Source organism: Parasedimentitalea nitratireducens (assembly GCF_057444295.1).
The window spans coordinates 320,457-332,765 of record NZ_JBYAXC010000002.1 but is presented as its reverse complement, the minus strand read 5'-3'; the positions used below and the strand labels follow the sequence as shown (position 1 = coordinate 332,765).

Sequence of the window (12,309 nt, the reverse complement as noted above, 5' to 3'; positions counted from 1 at the left end):
CAGCAAGAGCCGCCGGGACGGAACCTGGCGGTTTTTCAGTGACTTAGTTTCGTAAGTTAATTTAGCTAGAGTAGATGCCAGCAATACGATCATCAACAAATTCACAATGTGAATTACTGTGGTTGCTGGAGCGGGTAACGAGAATCGAACTCGTAACTTAAGCTTGGGAAGCTCGCGTGATACCTTTTCACCATACCCGCTTGGTCTAAAGAATGGGTAGTCACGCACTTTGCAGGCGTCAATCCCCATTCTTCAGATTGATCAGCTGCGGCGACGTCTGCGGCGACGACCGCCAGCTTCATCTCCACCGCCGGTGTTAAAGTTCACCTCTGGCAGTGAAACATTGCTGCGCAAAATTTGGAACGGCTCCACAGCGTTTGGAATGGCCGAGGCATTGACGAAGTGCTCCTGAAACCGAGTTTCAACTGCCGTTTCGATCTTCTCGATCTGGCGAACGGTTTCTTCGATTTCGCTTCTAGCCTTGGTGTTGAGCAGGGCGATGCGGGCACCGGTCCCGGCGGCGTTGCCCGCCGAGGTGATGCGATTAAGAGGGCAATCCGGGATCATACCCAAAACAACCGCATGTTTGGGAGAGATATGCGCGCCAAAAGCACCGGCCAGAACGACGCGGTCGACTTGATCAACGCCGAACTTGTCCATCAACAGGCGTGCACCTGAGTAGAGCGCCGCCTTGGCCATCTGGATGGCGCGGATGTCGGGATTGGTCACAGTGATCACTGGCCCGCCATCAGCAGAGCTATCCCAAACCATATAGGAGTTGGTACGCCCATCTGCGATACAGCGCGGGGTTCCGGTTTGCTCTGCAGAACCGATGAGGCCCGAGGCATCCAGCAGGCCAGCCAGCCGCATTTCTGCAATAGCCTCGATAATGCCCGAGCCGCAGATTCCGGTGACGCCTGTGGTGGCGATAGCATCAGCAAAGCCATCCTCGTCGGACCAGATGTCGGACCCGATCACTTGAAAGCGCGGCTCCTTTGTTTCTGGGTTAATCTCGATCCGCTCAATCGCGCCAGGTGCGGCGCGCTGACCTGAACTGATTTGCGCGCCTTCAAAGGCGGGACCGGTCGGCGAGGAGCAGGCGAGGACCTTATCCGTGTTGCCCAACAAGATCTCGGCATTGGTGCCCACATCAACTACAAGCGTTAAGTCGTTGGCTTTGTTAGGAGCTTCGGAGAGTGCAACGGCGGCAGCATCTGCGCCAACATGTCCGGCGATACAAGGGAGAAGATAAACGCGGGCGGCCGGGTGAATGTCCAGATCAAGATCGCTGGACTGTAGAGCAAGCGCATTTGAGGTGGCTAGGGCAAATGGAGCCTGACCAAGTTCAAAGGGATCGATACCAAGGAAAAGGTGATGCATGACCGGATTACAGACAAAGACGGCGTCGACGATCAGCTTTTTGTCGATCTCGGCCTCGGATGCGACTTGGTCGAACAGGGTATTCATACCCTCGCGGACAGCGCGGGTCATCTCCTGGTCACCGCCCTTATTCATCATCGAGTAGGAAACCCGGCTCATCAGATCTTCGCCAAATCTAATTTGCGGATTCATAAGACCAGATGAAGCAACCACTTCTCCACTTTGCAGATCACAAAGGTGGGCAGCGATTGTGGTTGAGCCCAGATCGACCGCAAGGCCGTAGATTGTACCCTCGTAGAACCCAGGCCAGACATGCATGATTTTTGGCGGATGGTTTTCGTCACCAAGGTGCACCGCAGCGGTGACTTTCCAATCTCCCTTGCGCAAAATTGGCTGTACCGATTGCAGAATTTGCATGTCCGTTTTGACATTTTGCAAATCCCACTGGGTTTCAAGCGCTTCGATCAGTCGTTCCATATCACCCGAAGGCTTGTGCATGTCGGGCTGTTCGACCTCGACATAGAACAGTCGGGTTGACGGGTTCATCTCGATGTCACGTGCCTCGGCGCGTTTGCGTACGACCTGACGATGGACCTGACTTTCGGGTGGTACATCGATCACAATGTCGCTTTGAACAGTGGCCTGGCATCCCAGTCGGCGGCCGGTGGTCAACCCGCGTTTGTCGTCATATCGCTGTTCAACTGCGTTCCATTCGCTGAGTGCGGTTTGTTCAACCGTCACGCCGTGCTTGGGGAACTCACCATATGAGGGGGTGATTTGGCATTTTGAACAAATACCACGCCCACCGCAGACGGAATCCAGATCAACTCCGAGTTGCCGCGCTGCGGTCAAAACCGGTGTGCCAACAGGGAAGTGCCCGCGCTTGCCTGAGGGGGTGAATACGACGAGAGGATCGGTGCTCATGCGCGTGCTTTCGAATTTTGCTGTTGAACGGACAATATTCTATTTCGCGATGAACAAAAGCCGGGTGACGGCATTTTCAGGTCTTGCAGCGGCATTTTGTGTGAAAAGATGTAAGTGAAATGTTGAGTTAGGCTCATATCTTGAGGGGGACTGATATATTCCATGAGTAAGGTGGATAATTTGGGGGTTTCCTCTTTCCACTGTAGGGTTTCCATGCCATAGGGTGGCCGTCAAACGGGGCTATGCATGGGGATATGAAATGCAGATTCGTGAGGCATTTACCTTTGATGATGTTCTTTTGGTGCCGGCGGCATCGAGCGTGCTGCCAAGCACAGCTGATACGCGCACTTTTGTAACGAAATCTATTGGTTTGAACATTCCGCTGCTGAGTTCGGCAATGGACACAGTGACCGAGGCCCGGATGGCGATTGCCATGGCGCAGGCTGGCGGTATGGGCGTGATCCACAAGAACCTGGACGCAGAAGAGCAAGCCAAGCAGGTACGCCGCGTTAAACGGTTTGAGAGCGGGATCGTATATAATCCGATTACTTTGACCGCGGATCAAACGCTAGCGGATGCCAAGGCGTTACAGGAACGTTATCGTGTCACCGGTTTTCCTGTGGTGAACGAACAGGGGCGTGTTGTGGGCATCGTGACCAACCGTGATATGCGGTTTGCCTCGGATGATAGCACTCCTGTTTCTGTGATGATGTCCTCGGACAATCTGGCACTGCTGCAAGAACCTGCCGATCTGGCTGAGGCGAAATCCCTGATGGAGGCGCGCCGTATCGAGAAGCTGCTGGTCACTGATGGTGAAGGTAAGCTGACGGGATTGTTGACCCTTAAGGACATCGAACAGGCGGTTTTGAACCCTTCAGCCTGTAAAGATGATCTGGGGCGTCTTCGTGTTGCTGCTGCAAGCTCGGTAGGTGACTCTGGATTTGAACGAACTGAGGCATTGATTGATGCCGGCGCGGATATTGTCGTGATCGACACTGCACATGGCCATTCCGAGGGCGTGATCGAGGCGGTGAAACGCGCCAAGGCGCTGTCGAGCAGTGTTCAGATCATTGCTGGTAACGTTGCAACCGGTGCTGCAACCAAAGCGCTGATTGAAGCTGGGGCTGACGCTGTCAAAGTTGGCATCGGTCCTGGATCGATCTGTACGACGCGTATGGTTGCCGGTGTTGGGGTTCCACAGCTGACTGCGATCATTGACTGCGCTACGGCCGCTGGTGATGTGCCGGTGATTGCGGATGGTGGCATCAAATTCTCGGGCGATTTTGCCAAGGCAATTGCAGCTGGTGCGTCTTGTGCCATGGTTGGATCGATGATTGCTGGTACTGATGAAAGCCCGGGCGAAGTGATCCTGTATCAGGGCCGGTCGTTCAAATCGTATCGCGGAATGGGCAGCATGGGCGCTATGGCGCGTGGGTCTGCGGATCGCTATTTTCAGAAAGACGCCGCAAGCGACAAGCTGGTTCCCGAAGGCATTGAAGGCCAGGTGCCCTACAAAGGCTCAGCCGGGACAGTTATTCACCAACTGGTTGGTGGGCTTCGCGCCGCGATGGGGTATACTGGCTGTGCAACAGTTGCAGACATGCGCAAGAACTGTGAGTTTGTGCGGATCACCGGCGCAGGCCTGAAGGAAAGCCATGTGCATGACGTTCAGATCACCCGCGAAAGCCCTAACTATCGGGTCGGTTGACCCTTTGGAAGCGTATATTATGACTGCTAATGAAAATATGAGGGAAGTGGGATGACCCCCGCTGCCCGTTTACAGGCCGCCATCGAAATTCTGGATCAGATTTTGGATGGTGACGCTGCAGAAAAAGCGCTGACCGGTTGGGCCAGGCGTAGTCGCTATGCCGGCTCCAAGGATCGCGCTGCAGTTCGGGATCACGTCTTTACGGCATTGCGCTGTAAACGCTCACACGCGGCTTTGGGCGGTGCCTATACTGGACGCGGCCTGATTTTGGGAGCACTGCGTGAGCAGGATCTGAACAGCGACGATTTTTTCAACGGTGAAGGTTATGGACCTCAGCCACTCGCCGAAGAGGAAGGCTTGAATAGACGAACGCCTGTATCAGAGGCTGAGCGTTTGGATATTCCGGATTGGCTTTGGCCTCAGTTTTCGTCAAGTCTGGGTGATGATACCGCCGACGCTGCATTAGCCTTGCGTCAACGCGCGCCTGTGCATTTGCGGGTCAATACGCTTCGGTCAGATATGGCGGCAGCGGTTGAGGCCCTGGCCGAGGATGGGGTTACCTGCACCGCACATCCGGCAACTCCGGGTGCGCTTGAAGTGGTTGAGGGCGCGCGTCGTATTCGAAATTCGGATGCCTATCTTTCAGGATCCGTAGAGCTGCAAGACGCCGCCAGTCAGGCCGTTGTTGAGGCATTGCCCTTAGCGGATGGCATGCGAGTGCTCGATTACTGTGCAGGTGGTGGCGGTAAAAGCTTGGCGATGGCGGCGCGTGCAAAGATCTCTTTGTTTGCCCATGATACTGCGCCGCGTCGCATGAACGACTTGCCACTGCGGGCTGAACGGGCAGGGGCCAACGTAGCTCTGATTAGTCCCGAGGAATTGCCTCGCCAAGCGGCTTTTGACCTGGTTTTGTGTGATGCGCCTTGTTCGGGGTCTGGATCGTGGCGTCGCTCACCCGAAGGCAAATGGAGTCTGAGTGTCGGCCAATTGGCAGACCTGCAGGAAACGCAGGCTTCAATTCTTGACTGCGCATCAGACCTAGTGATGTCAGGTGGGGTCTTGGCCTATGCAACCTGTTCGATTTTAGATGATGAAAATAGCAATCAGGTCCAAGGCTTTATCCATCGCTCTAAAGGTTGGAAGCTGTTGTCTGAACACTCTTGGCCGGTGCAAAATGGAACAGATGGGTTTTATGTCGCCATATTGACGCGTGATATGACCGATTGTTAGGTATTTATAGGTTAAGGCGGTATATTGTTAACGCCGCCTTAACCTTATCTGCTTCGATATGAGCAGCAATGTATCCAGCGAATGGAGCCGTAATGATCGGTCGCCAAAATTCTCCTGTACCAGAGCTGCGTGTTTCGCCGCCCGAAAATGCACGCTTAGCCGCTACTGTGCTTTTGGCTGTTATGATGTGTTCGGCATCCTGGGTGTTTGGCTGGCCAGATTGGGTTGAACGTGGGTTAATTGCGGTTGGGCTAACGTTGGTGGCCGTGGCCGCGATGATGGCTGCACAGGCACGAATTCGCCTGCGCGCGCGCGCCATGGCAACGGAACTGCTAACGGGATTTATCGAAAAAGACGCAAGCCCCAGTTTTGTCGCAGATGAAGACGGTTTTGTTCATGCGTGTAATGCCGCCGCTGAAAAACGTTTTTCAGATGCCGACAAAGAGACATTGGCTGGGACCCTGCGTGCTGTATTGGCCAATCCGTCGGCTGTACTGTTTCGTTTGCAAAGCCGCGCCCGGGCCGAAGGCGCTGCACAAGAAGACGTTATTACCCGCCGTGGCCACGTTCGGCTGGCAGTACACCAGATGCATGGTGGCAGCTTTTTGTGGCGTGTCGAAGATATCGTTGACAAAAACAGTTCGGGAAGAAGCGCGGAGAGCATTCCAATCCCGATGATGACGGTTGGGCGTACTGGCGCAGTTTTGTTCATGAACGAAGCTGCGCGCGCACTCATTGGTGGGCGGGCCAAGTCGTTGGACCGGCTGTTTGTCGACCTGCCAGTGCGGACCGGACAGATCAACACCTTGACCACGTCCAATGGGCCAATTCAGGCGCTTGTGGTTGAAAATTCACGCACCCAGGGACGCAACGAGCTGTATTTCCTGGAAACTGACAGTGCTGATGTTTCGGACAGTGGCACCAGTTTTGAAAACCTGCCGGTACCGTTTTTGAAGGTTGCCCCCAGCGGTGAAGTTCTTTCGGTCAACAAACTAGCACTTGGGTTGTTGGGTGTTGCCAATTGCAACGATATGAAACTGGGCCAGCTCATGGAGGGCCTTGGGCGGCCAATGTCCGATTGGCTGCGTGACACGGCCGAAGGTCTAGCACCGAACAAATCAGAATTTCTGCGTCTTTCACGTCGTGACAAAGAAGTGTTTGTTCAGGTCACGCTGAGCCGGGCGGTGGAAGATGGCACAACGGTTTTGATTGCAGTTTTGAATGACGCAACTGAGCTTAAAACGCTGGAAGCCCAATTTGTGCAAAGCCAGAAGATGCAGGCGATTGGTCAGCTGGCTGGCGGTGTTGCGCATGATTTTAACAATCTTTTGACGGCCATTTCTGGGCACTGCGACCTATTGCTACTGCGCCATGATCAGGGCGATCAGGATTATGGGGATCTGATCCAGATCCATGAAAACGCCAACCGGGCTGCTGCTCTGGTGAGTCAGCTGTTGGCATTTTCACGTAAGCAAACACTGTTGCCCGAGGTTCTGGACCTCCGTGATACACTGTCTGACTTGACCCATCTGTTAAACCGGTTGGTTGGAGAGAAGGTTACGCTGACCCTGAGCCATGATCCGGTTATGAAGTCCATTCGTGCGGACAAGCGTCAGCTTGAGCAGGTGTTGATGAACTTGGTTGTAAACGCGCGTGATGCCATGCCTCAGGGCGGGGAAATCCGCATTGAAACCGAGGTGGTGTCATTGGATCGCCCCCTGGAGCGCAATCGCGCCAGTGTTCCGGCCGGTGATTGGGTCACTGTTAAAGTACTCGATGAAGGTGAAGGGATCGACCCTGACAAACTTCAGAAGGTGTTTGAGCCATTTTACACAACCAAACGTACTGGCGAGGGCACTGGGCTTGGCCTATCTACGGCCTATGGCATTATCAAACAAACCGGCGGTTACATCTTTGTTGACTCGATCAAGGGGGCCGGAACCGAATTCACACTCTACTTCCCCGTTCATGTCGCGCTAGCCGCGTCGGCCAAAGCCGTTAAACCCAAGACAGAAGACAGCGCAGCCAAACATGGCGAAGGTGTGGTGTTGCTGGTTGAAGATGAAGCACCTGTGCGTGCCTTTGCCTCCCGCGCCTTGCGGCTGCGTGGCTATACGGTATTGGAAGCTGAATCCGCCGAGGATGCGCTGCGCACCCTGGAAGACCCAGGACTGAACGTCGATGTCTTTGTTACTGATGTAGTGATGCCAGGCATGGACGGCCCTAGCTGGGTGCGTGAAGCGTTGAAAACACGCCCTGACACCCGTGTTGTGTTTGTTTCCGGCTATGCAGAAGGCGCGTTTGGTGAATCTGAGCCGAATGTTCCGAACTCGGTCTTCCTCCCCAAACCCTTCTCTTTGAACCAGCTTACTGACACTGTGCACGAGCAACTTAACTAATTGGTGTGCCGCCGTTAGGTTATGCTGTCGTACAAAGTGAACTCTGCTGCGCATTTGCGGCGCAATACGGCTTCGGTTTTGGCTGATAACGGCAGCTCCAGTGTTGGGCTGACATTTTTTTGCTCTAGCACAATGGTGGTGTCCAGGCGTTCTTGCAGAAATCCGATGAGCTTGGCTTGGTTTTCATATTGGAACAAATGCGTCACCGCGCAACCATTTGGCTGGGCTTTAAGGAAGTTGGCCTGACTGCCAACATTGGCAAAATCTGGTTTGTCACCTTTGCAATATGCTCGGACGAAGTCGTCAAATGTTACACCATGGGTGGCATTACTTTTGCCGCTGGCAAAGGGGCGCTGGCGGTATCTATACCAGCTTCCCAGCCAACTGATTGGCTCTCTCATCACCGCAATCAACTCCATTTCTGCATTGCAGACCTTTTGGAACATGGGTCGAACCCAGCGATTATAGCGGTATACCGGCGCATGTTTTAGTTCTGGTGGATTTGAAATCACCATGTCAGCACGATCTCGCAAGGCGGACTGATATGCCGTGGTTCCCGTTTTTGGAACTGAAAGTAGAACAAGGCGTTCTTTGAAAAATACCAGCATATTAATACGGGTTCCAGCGAGTTGAGCGTTTGGTTAATGTTTGTAAACCACTCTTTAACAGTATTGAGGAACAGTAAAGGAGGGAAGATTTCATTTGCAATGTTCTCGTTTTAACCCCATAAGGAACAAAAGTCGAACAAAGCAGTGATTGCCGCCCGCTTAAGGGTGTGACACATAGAGAAGGACAAAGGGAAATGGCGGATCTTTTGACCATGAAAGACAAGAAAAGCGGCGACAAGCAAAAAGCGCTGGATAGTGCTCTGGCGCAAATTGAACGGCAGTTTGGCAAGGGCTCGATCATGAAGCTCGGCGACGGTGCCATTCAAGAGATCGAGGCCAGCTCGACTGGCTCTCTGGGGTTGGACATCGCGCTTGGCATTGGCGGTTTGCCGATGGGGCGTATTATTGAAATCTATGGCCCGGAAAGTTCGGGTAAAACCACTTTGACCCTTCACTGCGTAGCTGAGCAGCAGAAAAAGGGGGGCGTTTGTGCCTTTGTGGATGCCGAGCACGCGCTGGACCCGCAATACGCGGCCAAGCTGGGAGTTGACCTGGATGAGTTACTGATTTCGCAGCCCGACACCGGTGAACAGGCACTGGAAATTACCGATACATTGGTGCGTTCTGGCGCCGTGAATATGGTGGTTGTCGACTCGGTTGCGGCATTGACCCCAAAGTCGGAACTTGAAGGAGACATGGGTGACAGCAGCGTTGGTGTACAGGCTCGTTTGATGAGCCAGGCTATGCGCAAGCTGACTGGCTCGATCAGCAAGTCCAAGTGTATGGTTATCTTTATCAACCAGATCCGGATGAAAATTGGTGTGATGTTTGGCTCACCAGAAACCACAACCGGTGGTAACGCATTGAAATTCTACTCGTCCGTGCGTTTGGATATTCGCCGGATTGGCGCGCTGAAGGACCGTGACGAAATCGTTGGCAACGCCACTCGGGTGAAAGTTGTTAAAAACAAAGTAGCGCCTCCGTTCAAACAGGTTGAGTTTGACATTATGTATGGTGAAGGCATTTCCAAGATGGGTGAGCTGCTGGATCTGGGCGTGACAGCTGGAGTGGTCAATAAATCCGGCTCTTGGTTCAGCTATGGTGATGAGCGCATTGGTCAGGGCCGTGAAAACGCCAAGAACTATCTGCGTGAACATTCCCATATCGCCATTGATATCGAGGATAAGATCCGCGCCGCCCATGGGCTTGAGTTTGACCGCCCAGAAACAGGCGATGACGACATTCTTGAAGCCTGAGCTAAAGAATAAACATGTTTTAGAGGGGCGCGGCACATGCTGCGCCCTTTTTCCTTTGGCTTTGTCTGTCAGCAACTGTGGACAGTATTGAGCGCGACAGTTACATCTTCTCAGAACGCTGTCCAAAGCCCGTCACGAGATAAAAACATGCCAACTCTGAACGACATCCGATCCACTTTTCTGAGCTACTTTGCCAAACAAGGTCACGAAGTTGTTGCCTCCAGCCCGCTGGTGCCGCGCAATGACCCGACACTGATGTTTGTCAACTCGGGCATGGTGCAGTTCAAGAACCTGTTCACGGGCGTGGAAACACGCGATTACCAACGCGCAACCACATCGCAAAAATGTGTACGCGCCGGGGGCAAGCACAATGATCTTGATAACGTTGGTTATACCGCGCGCCATCATACGTTCTTTGAAATGCTCGGGAACTTCTCCTTTGGCGACTATTTCAAAGAAGAGGCGATCACCTATGCGTGGGAGCTGATCACCAAAGAATTTGGCATCGACAAGAGCCGCCTTCTGACCACCGTCTATCATACTGATGATGAGGCGTTTGAGATCTGGAAAAAGCTCGGTGTGCCCGAAGATCGCATCATCCGGATCGCGACATCAGACAATTTCTGGCAGATGGGCCCCACCGGCCCCTGTGGCCCATGCACCGAAATCTTCTATGACCACGGTGATCACATTCCCGGTGGCCCTCCGGGCAGCCCGGATGAGGATGGTGATCGGTTTATCGAGATCTGGAACGTTGTGTTCATGCAAAATGAGCAGTTCGAAGACGGATCGATGAAGGCATTGGATATGCAGTCGATCGACACCGGCATGGGGCTGGAACGTATCGGCGCATTGTTGCAGGGCAGCCATGACAACTATGACACTGATCTGTTCAAAACTCTGATCGAAGCCTCGGCCAACGTGACCTCGGTTGACCCGTACGGCGACCAAAATGTGCATCACCGTGTCATTGCTGACCACCTGCGCTCGACGTCTTTCTTGATTGCTGACGGTGTGATGCCCTCTAATGATGGCCGGGGCTATGTTTTGCGCCGGATCATGCGTCGCGCAATGCGTCATGCGCACCTGCTGGGGGCCAAAGATCCTGTGATGCACCAACTGGTACCAACTCTGGTCCAGCAGATGGGCGCTGCCTTTCCTGAACTGGGGCAGGCGCAATCCTTGATCACGGAAACCCTGAAACAGGAAGAAACACGCTTCAAGCAGACCCTGGAGCGCGGTTTGAAGCTTCTGGATGATGAGTTGGGATCACTTGAAACCGGTGCGCCTTTGCCCGGCGCTGCGGCGTTCAAACTGTATGATACCTTTGGATTCCCATTGGATCTGACACAGGACGCCCTGCGAGAAAAAGGCCGTGAGGTTGATAGCGATGGGTTTGACAACGCCATGGCTGAGCAAAAAGCCAAGGCCCGCGCAGCCTGGACCGGCTCGGGTGAAGCTGCTGACAGTACCATCTGGTTCGATATAGCAGAAGAGCACGGAACAACAGATTTCCTGGGCTACGACAACGAGGTGGCCGAAGGACAAATCGCTGCTCTGGTTCAGGATGGGGAAATTGTTAAGACTGCTACGAAAGGTGAGGCTGTTCAAATCATTCTGAACCAAAGCCCGTTTTATGCTGAATCCGGCGGTCAAGTTGGCGATAGCGGTGTGATCAAAACCGAGGGTGGGCTAGCCAAGGTTACCACCACCCGGAAGACCGCAGGTGTGTTTATTCATATCGCAGACGTCATCGAAGGTTCGATTGATGCGGGTACTTCTGCACAGCTAGAGGTCGATCACGCGCGCCGCTCGGCCATTCGTGCAAATCACTCGGCCACACACCTGCTGCACGAGGCCCTTCGGGATGCACTGGGCGATCATGTTGCTCAGCGTGGATCCTTGAATGCTGATGACCGCCTGCGGTTTGATTTCAGCCACTCTCAGGCTCTATCTGCCGATGAGCTGTTCAAAGTTGCAACTGATGTAAATGCCTTTATCCGCCAAAACAGCGTTGTCGAGACACGTATCATGACACCTGATGATGCGCGCGAGATTGGTGCGCAGGCCTTGTTTGGTGAGAAATACGGCGACGAGGTGCGCGTTGTATCCATGGGGCAGGCGGACACGGGCAAAGGCCGTGATGGCAATACTTACTCAATCGAGTTGTGCGGCGGTACACATGTCAAGCAGACCGGTGATATCGGAACCTTTGTGCTGCTGGGCGATAGTGCGTCATCGTCGGGTGTTCGCCGGATTGAAGCCCTAACCGGCGAAGCTGCCTTTGCGCACCTGGAGCGCGAAGCCAATCGAATGGGCGCTGTTGCAACGGCTCTGAAGGCTCAGCCGGATGATGTGTTGGACCGTCTTAAGCAGATGATGGACGAGCGTAAGAGCCTGCAGAACGAAGTTGCCCAGTTGCGTCGTGAACTTGCCATGGCCGGTGGTTCGGGGCAGGTCGGCAGCGAAGCCAAAGACGTGAACGGCGTTTCCTTCCTGGCACAGGTTTTGACCGGAGTGTCCGGCCGCGATCTTCCGGCGCTGATTGACGAACACAAAGAGCGCATGGGTTCTGGTGCGGTTCTTCTGATTGCAGATACCGGTGGTAAAGTCGCTGTTGCTGCGGGTGTGACAAAGGATCTGACCGAGAAACTGTCCGCGGTTGATCTGGTCAAGGCTGCTGTGGTTGAGCTTGGCGGCAAGGGCGGCGGTGGTCGTCCGGATATGGCCCAGGGCGGTGCCAAGGATGTAACGAATTCAGATGCGGCAATCAAAGCTGCCGAAAACTTGTTGGGAGAGTAAAG

General features: G+C 53.9%; 7 protein-coding genes and 1 tRNA gene. 5 read left to right on the top strand and 3 right to left on the bottom strand.

What is annotated here, in order from left to right:
• Nucleotides 1-126 precede the first annotated feature (126 nt).
• Nucleotides 127-200: transfer RNA gene (locus AC2T28_RS07340), tRNA-Gly, on the bottom strand.
• Nucleotides 201-261: 61 nt separating this feature from the next.
• The gene (locus tag AC2T28_RS07335) at nt 262-2,304 is read right to left on the bottom strand and encodes an ASKHA domain-containing protein (protein WP_486748322.1); all 2,043 of its coding nucleotides are present in this window, start codon (nt 2,302-2,304) and stop codon (nt 262-264) included.
• 259 nt (nt 2,305-2,563) lie between these two features.
• Here AC2T28_RS07335 and guaB point away from each other — a divergent pair, with 259 nt between their 5' ends.
• The 3 genes from guaB (at nt 2,564) to AC2T28_RS07320 (ending at nt 7,641) form a co-directional block, all read left to right on the top strand.
• On the top strand, nt 2,564-4,012 hold the full coding sequence (gene guaB, locus AC2T28_RS07330; protein ID WP_486748321.1) for an IMP dehydrogenase: 1,449 nt from the start codon (nt 2,564-2,566) through the stop codon (nt 4,010-4,012).
• A 51-nt stretch (nt 4,013-4,063) separates the two neighbouring features.
• Nucleotides 4,064-5,242 carry an RsmB/NOP family class I SAM-dependent RNA methyltransferase gene (locus AC2T28_RS07325; RefSeq protein ID WP_486748320.1) on the top strand — a complete coding sequence of 393 codons (1,179 nt, stop codon included), beginning with the start codon at nt 4,064-4,066 and terminating at the stop codon, nt 5,240-5,242.
• Nucleotides 5,243-5,334: 92 nt separating this feature from the next.
• Nucleotides 5,335-7,641 carry a hybrid sensor histidine kinase/response regulator gene (locus AC2T28_RS07320; protein WP_486748319.1) on the top strand — a complete coding sequence of 769 codons (2,307 nt, stop codon included), beginning with the start codon at nt 5,335-5,337 and terminating at the stop codon, nt 7,639-7,641.
• Between the two features lie 14 nt (nt 7,642-7,655).
• On the opposite strand, the gene AC2T28_RS07315 is transcribed toward AC2T28_RS07320, so the two are convergent.
• Complete coding sequence (locus AC2T28_RS07315; RefSeq protein ID WP_486748318.1) at nt 7,656-8,249, bottom strand: gamma-glutamyl kinase; 594 nt, start codon at nt 8,247-8,249, stop codon at nt 7,656-7,658.
• A gap of 194 nt (nt 8,250-8,443) precedes the next feature.
• Between AC2T28_RS07315 and recA the strand changes: the two genes are divergently transcribed.
• Nucleotides 8,444-9,505: a recombinase RecA gene (gene recA / locus AC2T28_RS07310; RefSeq protein WP_486748317.1), complete on the top strand. Its 1,062-nt coding sequence runs from the start codon at nt 8,444-8,446 to the stop codon at nt 9,503-9,505.
• Nucleotides 9,506-9,652: 147 nt separating this feature from the next.
• Nucleotides 9,653-12,307 (top strand): alanine--tRNA ligase, encoded by a 2,655-nt coding sequence (gene alaS / locus AC2T28_RS07305; RefSeq protein WP_486748316.1) that lies wholly within the window; start codon nt 9,653-9,655, stop codon nt 12,305-12,307.
• Nucleotides 12,308-12,309 lie beyond the last annotated feature (2 nt).

Coding starts and splice junctions, on each gene's coding strand:
- alaS (WP_486748316.1), top strand. CDS start 9,653: ATGCCAACTCTGAACGACATCCGATCCACTTTTCTGAGCTACTTTGCC.
- AC2T28_RS07315 (WP_486748318.1), bottom strand. CDS start 8,249: ATGCTGGTATTTTTCAAAGAACGCCTTGTTCTACTTTCAGTTCCAAAA.
- guaB (WP_486748321.1), top strand. CDS start 2,564: ATGCAGATTCGTGAGGCATTTACCTTTGATGATGTTCTTTTGGTGCCG.
- recA (WP_486748317.1), top strand. CDS start 8,444: ATGGCGGATCTTTTGACCATGAAAGACAAGAAAAGCGGCGACAAGCAA.
- AC2T28_RS07335 (WP_486748322.1), bottom strand. CDS start 2,304: ATGAGCACCGATCCTCTCGTCGTATTCACCCCCTCAGGCAAGCGCGGG.
- AC2T28_RS07320 (WP_486748319.1), top strand. CDS start 5,335: ATGATCGGTCGCCAAAATTCTCCTGTACCAGAGCTGCGTGTTTCGCCG.
- AC2T28_RS07325 (WP_486748320.1), top strand. CDS start 4,064: ATGACCCCCGCTGCCCGTTTACAGGCCGCCATCGAAATTCTGGATCAG.